The organism is Phenylobacterium sp. (assembly GCF_035475775.1).
GTDB lineage: Bacteria > Pseudomonadota > Alphaproteobacteria > Caulobacterales > Caulobacteraceae > Phenylobacterium.
This window is the reverse complement of the sequence record NZ_DATIMC010000005.1, coordinates 1-14820: the sequence shown is the minus strand read 5'-3', so window position 1 is coordinate 14820 and position 14820 is coordinate 1. Positions and strand designations below refer to the sequence as shown.

Genomic DNA, 14820 nt, shown 5'->3' with positions numbered 1-14820 from the left:
ATCGAATGCAAGCTGCTGGCCGACGATGCGGAGCGGCGCCGGGTGAGCATGCTGGTGCGCCTGGCCCCCGGCGCGAGCTATCCGCCCCACACCCATGCCGGGGTCGAGGAGCTGCACCTGCTCGAGGGCGAGCTGTGGATCGACCAGCGCAAGCTCTTCCCGGGCGACTACAACTACGGGCCGCCCGGCGCGAGCGACGAGCGCGTCTGGAGCGAGACGGGCTGCACCTGCGTCCTCATCACCAGCACCCAGGACCTCCTGCGCGGATCATGACGAGCCTGTCCCACACCACTCACTGCGGCCTGCCGGGCATCGACCTGATCCCCTTCGGGATGCACGCCTGCCACGTCTACGACAGCCGCGAGGAACTCGCCGCGGCGCTCGCGCCGTTCTTCGCGGCCGGGCTCGCCCGGAACGAGCGCTGCTTGTGGATCACCGCGCCGCCGCTGCCGGCGATCGAGGCGATCGAGGCGCTGCGACCGCACTGTGGCGGCGTCGATGAAGCCCTCGCGGCCGGCGCGCTTCGCGTTCGCGATTTCGACGAGTGGCGCGCGAACTCGGGGCGCCCCACGGGCGCCGATGTGCTGGGTCTGTGGCTGCGGGAGGAGGAGCGCGCGTTGGCCGATGGCTACAACGGCCTTCGCATCGGCGGGAACATGAGCGTCCTCGCGCCCGCGGACTGGCCTGGGTTCATGGCGTACGAACGCGCCGTGAGCGCAGGATTCAGCGGCCGCCGCATCGTCGCGCTGTGCAGCTACGCGGCGGACAGCCGCCCCGAGGCGCAGGTCCGCGACGTCGTCCAGGCGCACCACTGCGCCTTCGAGCGCGCAGCCGCAGGCGATTGGCAGGTGGCCGCCGTCCCCGCTGTCACACCCGAAGGAGCCGGCGTCGTCAGCCGGACGCCCGCATGACCGCCGATCGTGCGCAGGCCGGCTCCGGCCTTGTCTCGGCGGATGGCGCGTCAGCCTGGACGACCGGCGAAGCCCCTGCCTTGCCGTTCTACACGTTTCATTGCCGGCGCGCCGACGGTTCCCCCGTCTGCCTGGAAGCCCAGGAGCTCGCCTCCGATGACGGCGCCCTGGTCTGGGCCCAGAAGCTCCTCACGGAGCACCAAACCTGCTCCGTCGTCGAGGTGTTTGCGGGCGAGCGTCTCGTCGGAGCCGTCCCAGGCGGCCCGATCGGGAGCGGCCAGTCAGCGTCGTCTTCGGCCGAAGGGGCTGTCGGTGCGGCCGCCGTTCCCTCGCCAGCGGCCTCAGCAAGGGCCGAGCGCCCGTGATGAGGCGGCGGCGAGCGATCTCGACGGCGTAGGCCGCGAGTCCGCCGAACGACCCCTTTGTTGCGTACCGCCGTCATAGCCCGGACGACGGCGGTCGGTGAGCCTTGCCAAGCTCGCCGGCGGCGCTATCTGGCGTAGCGAGGGGGACATGGAACGACTGGGAGGACGCCATGACACCCAACCCCCGATCCGTCGCCCTGCCCGCCGTGATCGCCGCGGCCCTGGCCGCGGGCGCGGCGCTGGCCCAGACCGCCGCGCCCGCCGGCGTACAGGCGGGAACCTACGCGATCGAGCCGATCCACACGCGCGTGCTGTTCGCCGTCAGCCATACCGGCAACTCGACCTGGTACGGCGACTTCAACCACGCGTCGGGGACGCTGACGCTGGACCCGAAGAACCCGGCGGCCAGCAAGCTCGAGGTCTCGGTGCCGGTGGACACCATCTCGACGACCAACGCCGTGCTCGACAAGGAGCTGAAGGGCGCGGACTGGTTCGACGCGGCCAAGTTCCCGACCATGACCTTCCGCTCGACCAGGATCACCCCCACCGGACCCCAGAGCGCCGACGTGGCGGGCGAGCTCACCCTGCACGGGGTGACCAAGCCCGTGGTGCTGCACGCCAGGTTCAAGGGCGCGGGTCCGAGCCCGCTGAGCCACGCCTACATGGTGGGCTTCGACGCCACGGGTGAGATCAAGCGCAGCGATTTCGGGATCACCAAGTACGCGCCGGTCATCGTCGGCGACGACGTCCAGCTGATCCTGTCGGCCCCGTTCGTGAAGAAGCCGGCATAGAGGCCGGCGCCGCGGCCTCAGCGCACCGCCTTGGCGAGCTTCTCGATCGACTTCTCGAGGCGGGCGAAGCCCTGGGTCATGCAGGCCATGATCGCCTCGGCGTCGGCGCTGGCCGGGGCGGCGTCCGCGCCGTTCGGCTTCGTGCGGCGGCCGTTCGCCTTGTCGCGCACGCAGGCGTAGGCCTCGCGCAGGCGGCGGCCGGAATCTTCCTCCTCGGCGATGTACCATTGCAGGAGGTTGCAGGTCATCGGATCGTAGTGGCCATCGGCCATCTTGGCCCTGATGTCGCCGAAGGTGTCGCGCGCCTCGCCGTTCCGCTCGGGGCCGACCTTCTCCAGGTCGGGGATGCGGGGATCGGCGAACTTCGCCAGCCGCTCGCCGTCGGCCGGATCGCGCTTGGGCCTCAGCGTATAGCCGAGCTCGGCGAGGCGGCGGCAGAACACCTCGCCATGGCTCCGCTCGCGCGCGGCCACCAGGCGGAGCGTGCCGGCGAGGTCCTGGTCCGGAGTGACCTCGGCCCAGGCTTCGAGATACTGGCCGGCGCGGGACTCGGCGAGCGAGATGGCGTTGAGCAGGCCCAGGTAGGCGGGCTTCTCGGTCGAGGGCGTGGCGGCCATGGCGGCGGCTCCTGAATTCTCTCAGGCGAAGCTAAGCGCCGTTTCATCATCCCCGCAACCGGCGTTCGCCGAGCGGCGATCCTCCCGCTATCCGGCGAGCGTCTCCTGGAACCGCACCGGTTCGCCCCGGTGCGGCGCGATGACCTCGCCGTCGCGCATCACGACGGCGCCGCGGATCACGGTGGCCATGGGCCAGCCCTTGGCCTCCATGCCGACGAAGGGGGTCCAGCCGACCCGGCTGGCCATGTCCTCGTGGCGGAACGGGCGGCGGTCATCGAGGTCGACGATCGTCAGGTCGGCGTCGTAGCCCACGGCCAGGCGGCCCTTGTCGGCGAGGCCGAACAGGCGGTTCGCGCCGTGGCTGGTGAGATCGACCAGGCGCTCCAGGGTGAGGCGGCCCTCGGCGACGTGGGTCAGCATGACCGGCAGCAGGGTCTGCACCCCCGGCATGCCGGACGGCGAGGCGGGATAGGGCCTGGCCTTCTCTTCCGATGTATGCGGCGCGTGATCGGACCCCAGCACGTCGGCGACGCCGTTGGCGACGCCCCCCCAGAGCCCCGCGCGATGCTCGGCCCCGCGGATCGGCGGGTTCATCTGGGCGTAGCCCTTCAGCCGCTCGTAGGCCTCCGGGCCCGCCAGGGTCAGGTGCTGGGGCGTGACCTCGGCCGAGGCGATGTCCTTGTGCGCAGCGAGGTAGACGATCTCCTCGGCCGTGGAGACGTGCAGCACGTGGATGCGCTTGCCGAGCCGCCGGGCGATGCGGACCAGCCGCTCGGTCGACTGGATGGCGGCCTGCGCGTCGCGCACCTCCGGATGACTGGTCCAGTCGCCGGTGCGGGCCAGCGGCCGCCGCTCGGCCAGGCGGTACTCGTCCTCGGAGTGGAAGGAGGCCCGCCGGTTGACGTGGGAGAGGACGGCCTCGATGCCCGCATCGTCCTGCACCAGCAGCGTGCCGGTGGAGGCGCCCATGAACACCTTGACCCCGCAGCAGCCGGGCAGGCGCTCCAGTTCGCCCAGGAACTCGGCGTTCTCGTGCGTGCCGCCGACGTAGAAGGCGTGGTCGCAATGCATCCGGCCCCTGGCGCGGGCGAGCTTGTCGGCGAGCGCATCGGCGTCGGTGCTGTTGGGCTCGGTGTTGGGCATCTCGAAGATGGCGGTGACGCCGCCCAGCACGGCCGCGCGGGAGCCGCTCTCGAGATCCTCCTTCCACTCCAGCCCAGGCTCGCGGAAATGCACATGGGTGTCGATGACGCCGGGCAGCACGGTGAGGCCCCTGGCGTCGAACACCTCGCCGGCGGAGGACTGGGCGAGGTCGCCGATGGCCGCCACCTTGCCGCCGCGCACGCCCACGTCGGCCGGGCCGCGGCCGGCGTGGTTGACGATCTCGCCGCCCCTGACGATCAGGTCGAAGGTCTCAGCCATCGGCAGCCTCGCGCTCGGCCGGCTGGGTCTCGGCCAGCAGCTCCTCGGCGACGTGCGAGACGGTCTCCACGCTCAGGTCCATCATGTGGCAGAGGGCCTGGTTGAGCTTCGGATCCTGGGCCTCGATCTGGGCGAAGCTGCGGGCGGTGCGCGCCACCCGGGCGTTGGGCCCATAGGGGCCGTAGAGCCGCTCGTCGGAGGGGCCGAACAGGCCGAGCGTCGGGATGCCTGCCGTGGCCGCCAGGTGCATGGCGCCGGAATCGTTGCCGATGAACAGCCGCGCGCGCTTGAGGCAGGCGTAGGCGGTGAGCAGGTCGACCTTGCCGGCGATGTCGATGAGCTGGCCGCGGGCCACCACCTCCTTGAGGTCGCGGCCGAGGTTCTGCTCCCCGCGGCCGCCGACCACCATCAGCCGCCCGCCGGCCATCGGCGCGCCGGGCCGGCGCAGCAGGCGGATGGCCACCTGGCTGAACCGCTCGAGCGGCCAGGTCTTGCCGACCCAGTTGGCGGCCGGCGCGACGGCCAGGATCGGCCCGGTCCCGGCGGTGAGCTCGTCGGCATAGGCCTCGATCTCGGGCGAGGTGTAGATGAACGGCGGCGCGGGCTCGTCTTCGATGCGCAGCACGCGGGCGGCCTCGATCACCTTGTGCGCCGGAGGCCCTGGCTGGCGGCGCAGGATGGCGCGGCGCTTGGCCGACAGGAACCGCGAGATCCCGGAGCCGCGCAGGTCGACGATCAGGCCCCAGCGGCGGCCGCGGACCTTGCGCCAGAGGTCGAACCAGTGGCCGCCGTCCTTCTGCTTGGCGAACACGATCAGCTCGTCGAGCCCGGGGACCTCGGAGAACAACGGCGCGGCCTCGGGCCCGGCGACGATGGTGAAGCGCGCGCCCGGCACCTCGTCGGTCAGCCGCTTGATCAGCCCCGAGGACAGCACCGCATCCCCGATCCGCGTCGAGGTGATGAACAGAATCGGGAAGGGCCCGCGCGCCATGCCGTCCCTCTATAGGGCGCTCGCGGCTGGCGCTCCACTCATCGCGGGCCCAAATTGCGCAGATGACGGCCGAGCTGACCTTTGCACCCCTGCCGAGCCGCGCGCTGATCGCGGTCGGCGGCCCCGCCTGGCGCGACTTCCTGCAGAACCTGCTCACCCAGGACGTGGCGAGCCTGGCGCCCGGCGAGGCGCGATTCGGGGCGCTGCTCACCCCGCAGGGGCGGCTGCTGCACGACATGATCATCCTCGGCCGCGAGGACGGCTGCCGGCTGGACGTCGAGGCCGCGCAGCGCAAGGCCCTGATCCAGCGGCTGGCGATCTACCGGCTGCGGGCGAAGGTGGAGATCGCGGCGGCGGAGGTTCCGGTGGCGGCGGCCTTTTCATCCGCTCATTCCGGCGCAGGCGGGAATCCAAACGGCGGATCGTCCGCAGCCGACTCGGCTTGGGCCCCCGCCTTCGCGGGGGTGAGCGGAAGCTGGGTGCGCGATCCGCGCCTGGGGGAGCTGGGGTGGCGCGGGTACGCGGCGGCGGCGCCCGACGGCGCGGCGATCGGGACCGAGGCCGACTACGATGCGCATCGCCTGGCGCTGGGCGTGCCTGGGCCGGCGGACTGGGGCTCGGACAAGACCTACCCCATCGAGGCCGACTTCGACCTCTTGAACGGGATCGACTTCCAGAAGGGCTGCTTCGTGGGCCAGGAGACCACCTCGCGCATGAAACGGCGCGGGCAGGTGAAGAACCGCATGCTGCCGATCGCCTTCGAAGGCGCGCCGCTGGCGTTCGGCGCCGAGCTGCTGGCCGGCGAGCGGCGCGCGGGCGAGGTGCTCTCGGGCGGTGAGGGCCGGGCGATGGCGCTGGTGCGGCTCGACCGCATCGAGGGCGCGGCCCTGAGCGTCGACGGCCGCTCCGTGCAGGTCGAGCGGCCGCCCTGGCTCCACCGCCGGGACGCGTGACGCCGGGCCGCAGTTCTCCCGCGGCGTGTATCGGCTGGACTTTCAGCTTACAGCGTTCTTCACTTCTTGTTCGCCATGTTCGGGCCAGCATCCGTGGCGGCGCGAATCAGGGGCTTGGGGGAATCCAGTGCCAGTCATCACCAGCGACATCGACCCTGACCACAACGCACTCGTCGAGAACGACTCCGGCGCGGGCGGCGACTTTCCTTGGGAGCAGGCCGCCACCGAGACCCACGTCCTCGACCATGTCCTGAAGCCCCCGACGCACGGCGGAGGCGGGGGTGGGGGTGGTGGCGGCGGGACCACCTTCCCGACGCAGGCGTCGGACACGCAGCCCGGACCGACCTTTGACACCAACGCGACCATCAATAAGAACTACTTCATTCCGCCGGACAGCACTTCCGCGGCCGGGAAGGAAGCGATCCTGGTCGGCGTCAACGGCGTGATCGAGGAATTCGACCGGACCGCCGGCGTCGATACGCTGACCCCGCACGCTCTCGGGTTCGCCTTGGACGACGTCTTCAAGAGCGCCACCGGCTTCCTGGGCAGCGCGTTCGATCCGCACATCATGTACGATCCGACCAGCGACCGGTTCATCGTCGTCGCCGTCGACCAGAACGCGACCAACAAGACCAGCCAGCTGCTGGTCGCGGTTTCCAACAACGGGACGCCGCACGGCGCGGCCGATTTCCACGCCGTGGCCATCGACGCCAACGCGGGCGGCGGCTCGTGGGCCGACTTCCCGCAGGTCGGGCTGGACTCCAGCGGCCACATCTACATCACCGCCAACATGTTCGCCTTCTCCGGCGGGAGCTACACCGGGACCCATCTCTGGGTGGAGGATGAGAGCAACCTGTCGGCGAGCGTGGCGGGGGCGACGGTTCCGAGCACTGGAACCGACGACTTCTTCAGCGCCGCGCCGACCTACGATCCGCACGGAACCGGTGAATTCCTGGTCTCCTACAATTCGGCGACGGATCCCGTGACGGGCGACAACGTGCTCCACGTTGTGCAGGTCAATCCGAACGGCAGCCTGGGTACGGAGCAGACGGTCGACCTCAAGGCGAAGATCGACCAGCTGACGACCTTCGGCGGCATCTCGGTCCCGCAGCCCGGAACCAGCCACACCCTCGACGGCGACGACAGCCGCACGAGCCTGGCGGTGATGCAGGGGGGCCACCTCTACGTTGCGGCCACGATCCTGCCGACGACCGGCCTCGATGCGGGCCACGCGACAGCTCACTGGTTCGAGCTGGGCGTCGATGCCTCCGGCAACGTGACGCTGCTCAACCAGGGCGACGTCAGCGGGAACACGGCCTTCTCGGGTTCAGGCCTCAGGACCTTCTATCCGTCGGTCGCGGTGAGCACGGATGCGACCGGGAACGACGAGCTGGCCATCAGCTTCTCGACGAGCGCGCCGCAGACGGGGACCATCTACGATGGGTTCCCAAGCGCGTACGAGGAGACGATCGATCCCGCGACGGGGGCTTCCACACTGGGGTGGCAGCTGCTGGAGGGGGGCCTGGCGAACTACACCCGCACCTTCGGGACGCACGACAACCGCTGGGGCGACTACAGCTCGATCTCCACCGATCCGCTGCATCCCGGCCAGTACTGGGCGTTCAACCAGTTCGCCGAGACGCAAGGCACCTCGCTGATGGGCGAGACCGGCCGCTGGGCGACCGAACTCGGCCTGTTCAGCTAGAACGGCGGCGGGGCGATCCGCCGGCGCTCGCCGCTACTTCACCGGCGCCATCAGGTGGGCGTAGGGCGTGCCGGCCCACATCACGTAGGGCGCGGCGGTGTTCGGATCCGGCGCGGCCGGATAGCCGGCGAGCAGCGACTTGTCGCCGACGATCATCACGTGCGGGCCGGTCTCGACCCAGTGGTTCTTGCCGGTGGGCTTGCCTGCATAGGGATCGGTGTTGCTGGCGTCGGTGCCGCCCGCCAGCATGTACATGAACCCGGTCTTCTGCGGCGGCGGCTTCTTGGCGAACATCGCCTGGATCCACGCCATGGCGTTGGCGTCGGCGCACATCGGGTCGGGCCCCGGCGTCTGCGGATCGTCGGGGATGCAGGTGAAGCCGTTGGTCCCCTTGCGCAGCAGGCGCATCTTGCCGTCGGCGCTCATCGCCATGATCGCGGCGCGCTTGGCGACCGCCGGGGGCGCCGCCCTCTCGGCGCTGGCGATCAGAGCGGCGTCGCCGCCGCCCTTGGCCATGGCGGGCTTGGCGCCCATCCCCGCCATCTTGTCCGCCGCCCAGACCCCGGAGGCCACCGCGAGCACCGCCGCGGCCGCCGTCACTCTCAGGATGATGACCTGCTTGTGCATGGTTCTTCCTCCCTGAACCCCGTCACATTGCATAGCCGTAACACTGTTACGCGGCAGTGCAAGAGCGTCAGCATGACGCCACGATCTGCGACAGTTGGAAGCCGTCGCGGGCCGTCGGCGCCGCGCCGGCTTGTCCTGAGCCGCCGGCTCGGCTGAAAGTCGCAGGCGATGGATGTTCCCCGCTGCACCTGGCGCGGCATGGCCGGCGATCCGCTCTACGAGGGCTACCACGACCATGAGTGGGGCGTGCCGGAGCGCGATGCGCGCGCGCTATGGGAGAAGCTGGTGCTGGACGGCTTCCAGGCCGGGCTCTCCTGGATCACCATCCTGCGCAAGCGCGAGGCGTTCCGCGAGGCCTTCGAGGGCTTCGATCCGGAGCGAGTGGCGCGGTACGGCGAGGCCGAGCGCGCGCGGCTGATGGCCAACGCCGGGATCATCCGCTCCAACGCCAAGATCGACGCGGCCATCGAGGGCGCGCGGATCTACCTGGCCATGCGCGAGCGCGGCGAGGACTTTTCCGCCTTCTGCTGGAGCTTCGTGGATGGCCAGCCCGTGCAGAACGCCTGGACGGCGGACACGGGCGTCCCCGCCCAGACGCCGCTCGCGGTGGAGATGTCGAAGGCGCTGAAGGCCAAGGGCTTCAAGTTTGTGGGCCCGGTGATCGTCTACGCCTGGATGCAGGCGGTGGGGCTGGTCAACGACCACCTGACGAACTGCTTCCGTTACGAGCCGCTGAAGCGCATGGGGGAGGCATGACGCCGAAGCGGCAGGACGGGGCCGGCTTTGCAAAGCCCTCCTCGCCGGCCCACCCTGCGACGGTGGCGCATTAGTCATGGCGCGCGGTCCGACCCTGCTGCTGGAGAAGGCGTTCGTGGGCGGGCTGGTCTGCGGGGTCGACGAGGCCGGGCGGGGGCCGTGGGCGGGACCGGTCTCGGCGGCGGCGGTGATCCTCGAGACGAACCCGCGCAAGGTTCCCAAGGGCCTCGACGACTCCAAGAAGCTGTCGGCCAAGACGCGCGAGGCGCTGGAGCCCGAGATCAAGGCCAGGGCGGTGGCCTGGGGGGTGGGCTTCGCCTCGGTCGCGGAGATCGCCAGCCTCAACATCCTGCACGCCACCGGGCTGGCCATGCGCCGCGCGATCGAGGCCATGGCCGTCAAGCCGGCCTTCGCCCTGGTGGACGGCAACTATCGTTTCCCGCTGCCCTGCGAGGTGACCACCGTGGTGGGCGGCGACGCGAAGTCCAAGTCGATCGCCGCGGCCTCGATCCTGGCCAAGGTGGCCCGCGACCGGCTGATGGTGGAGATGGACGCGCTCTATCCCGGCTACGGCTTCGCCAGCCACAAGGGCTACCGGGCGCCGATCCACGCCGAGGCCCTGCTCAGCCTCGGCCCCTGCGAGATCCATCGCATGGCCTGGGGACCGGTGAAGCTGGCGCTGATGGGCAAGGACCCGCTGATGGCGTTCGACGACGCCATGGGTCGGGCGGAATTCGAATTCGGTTAACGGGTGCGGATTAGCGTAGCGGCGCCTTCCGTTGCTGAGGTGTCTCGATGTTCGCCATTCTGGCCTGCGTCACGCAAGGTCACGACCTGCGCCTGGTGGCCGTTGCGGCGCTGATCTGCGCGATCGCCAGCGTCTCCGCGTTCGGCTTCTTCGCGCGCAGCGTGCGCGCCCAGGGCGCCAGCCGCTGGGCCTCGGCGGCGATGACCGGTTGGGTCGCCGGCTGCGGCGTCTGGGCGACGCATTTCACGGCCGAGCTCGCCTATCAGCCGGCGCTCAAGATCGGCTATGAACCCTGGGCCACGGTCGCTTCGCTGGTCATCGCCGTGCTCGGCATGGGAGCCGGATTCGCGGCGGCCGTGAGCCGCCCGACGCGGACCGCCGCGCTGGTCGGGGGTGGCTTCACCGGCCTGAGCATCGCGGCCATGCATTTCACGGGCATGGCGGCCGTCCGCACCCAGGCGCACATCCTGTGGGACTGGAACTACGTCACCGCTTCGCTGGTGGTGGCCGTGCTGGGCGGCATGGTCGCTTTCGAGGCGGCGCGCCTGATCCGCGGTCCGTGGGCGCGCGTGGTCCCGCCCGTCCTGCTGGTGCTGGCGATCGTGGGCCTGCACTTCACCGCCATGACCGCGGTCATCCTGCAGCCCGACCCGACGCTCGCGATGCCGCACGAGGTGATCGGGCGCGGGCTGCTGGCGACGGCCACGGTGGGGCTGGCCAGCCTGATCCTGGGCGCCGCGGCGAGCCTGATCTGGATGGAGCGGCTCGGGCGGCGCGCGACCCTGAGCAACCTGGCCGCAGCCCTCGACGTGGTGCCGGCGGGCCTCGCCTTCTTCGATCCGGCTGGCCGGCTCACCGCGTTCAACAAGGCCTTCGCCGGGCTGATGACCGACTGCGGAATGGAAGCGGCGCTCGGGCAGCCGCGCAGCGCCTTCATCGCCGCGGCCCGCGAGGCGGGATGGTTCGGCCGGTCCGCCAAGGGCGCGGCCAAGCGCGCGGCGCAGATCGAGGTCCGGAGTTCCGGCGCCTCGGAGCTGCACCTGCCCGACGGCCGCTGGCTGCGCCACGAGGCGTTCCTCACCGAGGATGGCGGCGGGGTCACCGTGTTCACCGACATCAGCGACGAAAAGGCCCACGCCGCCGCCATGGCCGCCGCGCGCGACACGGCGGAGGCGGCCAACCGCGCCAAGAGCGAGTTCCTGGCCAACATCAGCCATGAGATCCGCACGCCTCTGAACGGCGTGCTGGGCGTCGCCGACCTCTTGAACCAGACGCGGCTCTCGGGCGGCCAGCGCAAGCTGGTGGGGGTGATCCGCCAGTCGGGGAGCCTCCTGAACGGCCTCCTGGCCGACCTCCTGGAGATGGCCAAGGTGGAGGCGGGCCTGGCCGAGCTGAAGCCGACCCGGGCGGCGGTGGCCGATCTGGTCGGCACCGTCTGCGATCTGTTCGCGGGCGCGGCGAACGACAAGGGTCTCGAGCTGAGGGCCGAGATCGGCCAGGGCGCAGGCGAGGAGGTGATCTGCGATCCCGTCCGGCTGCGCCAGGTGCTCGGCAACCTGGTCAGCAACGCCGTGAAATTCACCCCCGCGGGCGAGGTGGTGGTATCGGTCGCGCGGCAGGGCGAGCACCTGCGCTTCGAGGTGCGCGACACCGGGCCGGGCTTCGACGCCAAGCACAAGGCGGACCTGTTCCAGCGCTTCGGCCAGGGCGACACGAGCTCGACCCGACGGCATGGCGGCGTGGGCCTGGGGCTCGCGATCAGCGCCCACTACGTGCGCCTGATGGGCGGGGAGCTCGACGGCGAGAACCTCCCGGGCAAGGGCGCGGCGTTCGGCTTCACCCTCAAGGCGCCGGCGCTGGAGCCCGCCCAGCCGGCGGCCCTCGCCGAGCCCGCCGAGATCGAGGGACGCGGCTTCCGGGTGCTGGTGGTGGACGACAATGCGGTGAACCGCCAGGTGCTGCAGCTGATCCTGGAGAGCGTCGGCATCGAGCACGCCTCGGCCGAGAACGGCCGCGAGGGCGTCGAGGCGATCACCGCGCAGCCCTTCGACGCCGTGCTGATGGACATCCAGATGCCGGTGATGGACGGCTTCGAGGCCACGCGGCGCATCCGCGCCTGGGAGAAGAAGACCCGGCGGTCGCGCACGCCGATCTACATCGTCTCGGCCAACTGCCTGCAGACCCATGTGGACGCCGGCCGCGCCGCCGGCGCCGACGGGCACCTGAACAAGCCGATCTCGCCGGCCGTTCTGCTGCAGACGCTGGAGCCGCACGTGAACGCCGCGCTCGCCGCCTGAGCGGATTGACCGTCTGAATCAATCTTGACCGCGCCGCGCCCGCGCCCAATCGGGGAGCCATGAGCGACGCTGCGACGGAGGGCCTGCGCCTGCAGGCCGGAGTCTGCCGGACGATGGGCTCCGAGCTGACCGCCCAGGTGCTCGAGGCCGCCGCCGCCGACGCCCTGGCGGGCGGACCGTCCGCGGCCCTGCTCCGGCCGTGGGCGCAGGCAGACCTGAAGACGGTGATGTTCGACGCCATGCCGCTCAGGCTGGCGGCGGCGATCCACGACCTGGCGCTGTCGGGCGAGGAGCCCGAGCTGAGCGCGGCCTACGTGGCCCTGGACCCGGTCCGGATCTGGACCGTGGCGCGGGCGCGGATCGGCGAACACGCGGCGCGGCTCGCCCGGTTCATGGAGCACGAGCCGCAGACCAACGAGGTGCGCCGCTCGATCTGCCTGCTGGGCGGCTTCCTGACCGTGGCGCGCGAAACCGGCCTGCCGCTCCGCTGCTTCGAGGTGGCGGCGAGCGCCGGGCTGAACCTGTCGTGGGACAGCTACCGTCACGAACTCGCCGGCCGCGCGTGGGGCGATCCGGCGGCGCGCGTGCGGATGGACACCGACTGGTCGGGCCGCCTGCCGCCGCTGGAGGCGCCGGTCCGCGTCGTCGAACGGGCGGCCTGCGACCGGCGGCCGACCGAGCTGTCCGATCCGGACCAGCGCCGGCGGCTCCTCGCCTACTACTGGCCGGACCAGGTGGGGCGGCTGGCGCGCATCCGGGCCGCCATCGACCAGGCGGTGGAGACCGGGGTCGCCGTCGAGCGAGCCGACGCCGTGGACTGGCTGCGGGCCCGCGTGAGACCACGAGCCGGGACGGCGAGCGTCGTCTATCATTCGGTGTTCTGGACCTACCTGTCGGCGGGGACGCAAGGCGCGTTCATGGCCGCCGTCGGAGCGCTGGGCGGGGAGGCGAGCGCCGAGGCGCCCGTCGCCCACCTGAGCATAGAGCCCCGGCCGACGGACCTTTCGATCATGGAGGTGAGGCTGCGCCTGTGGCCGGGCGGCGAGGAGCGGCTGCTCGCCGAGTGCCAGCCGCATGGCGCCTGGGTGCGGTGGCTCGCTTAATCTCCCGTTGACCATGTCGGTCAACCGGCCCTTCACCATAAGCCGGGCAGGATTCAGTCTCTTGGTGCAAGAGGTTTCCGGCGATGACCGCGGGCGTTGACAGGATCATCCAGGGCGATTGCGTGGCGGAGCTGAAGAAGCTGCCGGACCGCTCGGTCGACCTGGTGTTCGCCGATCCGCCCTACAACCTGCAGCTCGGCGGCGACCTGCTGCGGCCGGACAATTCCAAGGTGGACGCGGTCGACGCCGAGTGGGACCGCTTCGAGAGCTTCGAGAGCTATGACGCCTTCACCCGCGCCTGGCTGAAGGAATGCCGGCGGGTGCTGAAGGACGACGGCGCGATCTGGGTGATCGGCAGCTACCACAACGTCTTCCGGGTCGGCGCGGCGCTGCAGGATCTCGGGTTCTGGATCCTCAACGACATCGTCTGGCGCAAGTCGAACCCGATGCCGAACTTCAAGGGCACGCGCTTCACCAATGCGCACGAGACGCTGATCTGGGCGGTCAAGAGCCGGGGCGCCAAGCGCTACACCTTCAACTACGACGCCATGAAGATGGCCAACGACGAGCTGCAGATGCGCTCGGACTGGACGCTGCCGCTGTGCACCGGCGAGGAGCGGCTGAAGGACGAGACGGGCGCCAAGGCGCATCCGACCCAGAAGCCGGAAGCCCTGCTGCACCGGGTGATCCTGGCCTCGACCAGGCCCGGCGACGTGATCCTGGATCCGTTCTTCGGAGCCGGCACGACCGGGGCGGCCGCCAGGCGGCTCGGCCGGCGCTACATCGGCATCGAGCGCGAGGTCGAGTACGTCAAGCTCGCGCAGGCGCGGATCGCGCGGGTGACGCCGGCGAGCCCGGAAGACCTGGCGGTCACCGGCTCGAAGAAGTCCGAGCCGCGCATCCCGTTCGGCCAGATCGTCGAGGCGGGGCTGCTGCGGCCCGGCGACATGCTCTACGACCCGCAAGGCAAGAAGTCGGCGCGCGTCAGGCCCGACGGCAGCCTGGCGGTGGGCGAGCTCACCGGCTCGATCCACAAGGTCGGTGCGATGGTGCAGGCCGCGCCGGCCTGCAACGGCTGGACCTACTGGCATTTCAAGTCCGACAAGGGCCTCGCCCCCATCGACGTGCTCCGCGCCAAGGTGCGCAGGGAGCTGCCAGCTTAGAAGAATGAACCACGGATTCCACGGATGATCACGGATCAGCCAGTCCGTGAAATCCGTGTGATCGGTGGTTCGCCTTCTCGCGCTTCGCGCGAGCTCAGAGGAGCGCGTTGAGGCCGGCGCGGGCGGCTTTCAGGAAGACGCTGGGCAGGGCCTCGAGGCCGACGCGGCGGGTCCAGATGACGCCTTCGGCCTGGCCCTCGGCGCGCAGCAGCGACAGCGTGAGCGTGAAATGGGTGAAGCCGTGCTCGACCTCGCCGGCGGGGCGCCAGGGCGCGCGCGCAGGGGCGGCGGCGAGGGCCTCGGCCTCGCTCCAGCGGCCGGCGCGCCAGGCCGACGTGGGCAGCGCCAGCATGCCGCCGAGCAGGCCCTTC

At 70.9% G+C, this 14820-nt stretch carries 15 protein-coding genes and 1 pseudogene; 11 read left to right on the top strand and 5 right to left on the bottom strand.

Features of this window, described 5'->3' with window-relative positions; translation table 11 throughout:
• The 4 genes from VLI41_RS00860 to VLI41_RS00845 all read left to right on the top strand — a co-directional run.
• Nucleotides 1-273 (top strand): cupin domain-containing protein (locus VLI41_RS00860; protein ID WP_325266162.1); only part of this gene is annotated, 273 nt, incomplete at its 5' end.
• The gene (locus tag VLI41_RS00855; protein ID WP_325266161.1) at nucleotides 270-911 is read left to right on the top strand and encodes an MEDS domain-containing protein; all 642 of its coding nucleotides are present in this window, start codon (nucleotides 270-272) and stop codon (nucleotides 909-911) included. The genes VLI41_RS00860 and VLI41_RS00855, both read left to right, overlap by 4 nt.
• Nucleotides 908-1276, top strand: coding sequence for a hypothetical protein (locus tag VLI41_RS00850; protein ID WP_325266160.1), 369 nt, complete (start codon nucleotides 908-910; stop codon nucleotides 1274-1276). Before VLI41_RS00855 ends, VLI41_RS00850 begins: the two co-directional genes overlap by 4 nt.
• A gap of 170 nt (nucleotides 1277-1446) precedes the next feature.
• A complete protein-coding gene (locus tag VLI41_RS00845; RefSeq protein ID WP_325266159.1) occupies nucleotides 1447-2067 on the top strand; it encodes a YceI family protein in 621 nt (206 codons plus the stop codon).
• Between the two features lie 17 nt (nucleotides 2068-2084).
• Here the strand turns inward: VLI41_RS00845 and VLI41_RS00840 are convergent, their stop codons facing one another.
• The 3 genes from VLI41_RS00840 to VLI41_RS00830 all read right to left on the bottom strand — a co-directional run bounded on the left by VLI41_RS00840 (nucleotide 2085) and on the right by VLI41_RS00830 (nucleotide 5097).
• Entirely contained in the window at nucleotides 2085-2684 is a 600-nt protein-coding gene (locus tag VLI41_RS00840) for a hypothetical protein (protein WP_325266158.1), read from the bottom strand.
• Between the two features lie 87 nt (nucleotides 2685-2771).
• Nucleotides 2772-4106: a dihydroorotase gene (locus tag VLI41_RS00835; RefSeq protein ID WP_325266157.1), complete on the bottom strand. Its 1335-nt coding sequence runs from the start codon at nucleotides 4104-4106 to the stop codon at nucleotides 2772-2774.
• Entirely contained in the window at nucleotides 4099-5097 is a 999-nt protein-coding gene (locus VLI41_RS00830) for a glycosyltransferase family 9 protein (RefSeq protein ID WP_325266156.1), read from the bottom strand. The genes VLI41_RS00835 and VLI41_RS00830 overlap by 8 nt, the downstream gene beginning before the upstream one ends.
• Before the next feature lie 62 nt (nucleotides 5098-5159).
• Here VLI41_RS00830 and VLI41_RS00825 point away from each other — a divergent pair, with 62 nt between their 5' ends.
• Together VLI41_RS00825 and VLI41_RS00820 are read left to right on the top strand one after the other, a co-directional pair.
• Complete coding sequence (locus VLI41_RS00825) at nucleotides 5160-6050, top strand: folate-binding protein YgfZ (RefSeq protein ID WP_325266155.1); 891 nt, start codon at nucleotides 5160-5162, stop codon at nucleotides 6048-6050.
• A gap of 127 nt (nucleotides 6051-6177) precedes the next feature.
• Entirely contained in the window at nucleotides 6178-7755 is a 1578-nt protein-coding gene (locus VLI41_RS00820; protein WP_325266154.1) for a hypothetical protein, read from the top strand.
• Between the two features lie 33 nt (nucleotides 7756-7788).
• Here the strand turns inward: VLI41_RS00820 and VLI41_RS00815 are convergent, their stop codons facing one another.
• Nucleotides 7789-8382: a hypothetical protein gene (locus VLI41_RS00815; RefSeq protein WP_325266153.1), complete on the bottom strand. Its 594-nt coding sequence runs from the start codon at nucleotides 8380-8382 to the stop codon at nucleotides 7789-7791.
• A gap of 168 nt (nucleotides 8383-8550) precedes the next feature.
• Here VLI41_RS00815 and VLI41_RS00810 point away from each other — a divergent pair, with 168 nt between their 5' ends.
• The 5 genes from VLI41_RS00810 (at nucleotide 8551) to VLI41_RS00790 (ending at nucleotide 14449) form a co-directional block, all read left to right on the top strand.
• Nucleotides 8551-9138 (top strand): DNA-3-methyladenine glycosylase I, encoded by a 588-nt coding sequence (locus VLI41_RS00810; protein WP_325266152.1) that lies wholly within the window; start codon nucleotides 8551-8553, stop codon nucleotides 9136-9138.
• A gap of 76 nt (nucleotides 9139-9214) precedes the next feature.
• Entirely contained in the window at nucleotides 9215-9886 is a 672-nt protein-coding gene (locus tag VLI41_RS00805; RefSeq protein WP_325266151.1) for a ribonuclease HII, read from the top strand.
• Between the two features lie 47 nt (nucleotides 9887-9933).
• The gene (locus VLI41_RS00800; protein ID WP_325266150.1) at nucleotides 9934-12183 is read left to right on the top strand and encodes an MHYT domain-containing protein; all 2250 of its coding nucleotides are present in this window, start codon (nucleotides 9934-9936) and stop codon (nucleotides 12181-12183) included.
• Nucleotides 12184-12242: 59 nt separating this feature from the next.
• Nucleotides 12243-13286: a DUF2332 domain-containing protein gene (locus VLI41_RS00795; RefSeq protein WP_325266149.1), complete on the top strand. Its 1044-nt coding sequence runs from the start codon at nucleotides 12243-12245 to the stop codon at nucleotides 13284-13286.
• An 83-nt stretch (nucleotides 13287-13369) separates the two neighbouring features.
• Nucleotides 13370-14449 carry a site-specific DNA-methyltransferase gene (locus VLI41_RS00790; RefSeq protein ID WP_325266148.1) on the top strand — a complete coding sequence of 360 codons (1080 nt, stop codon included), beginning with the start codon at nucleotides 13370-13372 and terminating at the stop codon, nucleotides 14447-14449.
• A gap of 94 nt (nucleotides 14450-14543) precedes the next feature.
• Here VLI41_RS00790 and VLI41_RS00785 read toward each other — a convergent pair.
• Nucleotides 14544-14820, bottom strand: a pseudogene (locus tag VLI41_RS00785) (NUDIX domain-containing protein); the annotation flags it as partial.

What these genes read in the sequence shown, in the direction of transcription:
- VLI41_RS00790 (WP_325266148.1), top strand. Translation starts at nt 13,370, where the DNA reads ATGACCGCGGGCGTTGACAGGATCATCCAGGGCGATTGCGTGGCGGAG.
- VLI41_RS00835 (WP_325266157.1), bottom strand. Translation starts at nt 4,106, where the DNA reads ATGGCTGAGACCTTCGACCTGATCGTCAGGGGCGGCGAGATCGTCAAC.
- VLI41_RS00845 (WP_325266159.1), top strand. Translation starts at nt 1,447, where the DNA reads ATGACACCCAACCCCCGATCCGTCGCCCTGCCCGCCGTGATCGCCGCG.
- VLI41_RS00810 (WP_325266152.1), top strand. Translation starts at nt 8,551, where the DNA reads ATGGATGTTCCCCGCTGCACCTGGCGCGGCATGGCCGGCGATCCGCTC.
- VLI41_RS00805 (WP_325266151.1), top strand. Translation starts at nt 9,215, where the DNA reads ATGGCGCGCGGTCCGACCCTGCTGCTGGAGAAGGCGTTCGTGGGCGGG.
- VLI41_RS00825 (WP_325266155.1), top strand. Translation starts at nt 5,160, where the DNA reads ATGACGGCCGAGCTGACCTTTGCACCCCTGCCGAGCCGCGCGCTGATC.
- VLI41_RS00850 (WP_325266160.1), top strand. Translation starts at nt 908, where the DNA reads ATGACCGCCGATCGTGCGCAGGCCGGCTCCGGCCTTGTCTCGGCGGAT.
- VLI41_RS00830 (WP_325266156.1), bottom strand. Translation starts at nt 5,097, where the DNA reads ATGGCGCGCGGGCCCTTCCCGATTCTGTTCATCACCTCGACGCGGATC.
- VLI41_RS00855 (WP_325266161.1), top strand. Translation starts at nt 270, where the DNA reads ATGACGAGCCTGTCCCACACCACTCACTGCGGCCTGCCGGGCATCGAC.
- VLI41_RS00815 (WP_325266153.1), bottom strand. Translation starts at nt 8,382, where the DNA reads ATGCACAAGCAGGTCATCATCCTGAGAGTGACGGCGGCCGCGGCGGTG.
- VLI41_RS00795 (WP_325266149.1), top strand. Translation starts at nt 12,243, where the DNA reads ATGAGCGACGCTGCGACGGAGGGCCTGCGCCTGCAGGCCGGAGTCTGC.
- VLI41_RS00840 (WP_325266158.1), bottom strand. Translation starts at nt 2,684, where the DNA reads ATGGCCGCCACGCCCTCGACCGAGAAGCCCGCCTACCTGGGCCTGCTC.
- VLI41_RS00800 (WP_325266150.1), top strand. Translation starts at nt 9,934, where the DNA reads ATGTTCGCCATTCTGGCCTGCGTCACGCAAGGTCACGACCTGCGCCTG.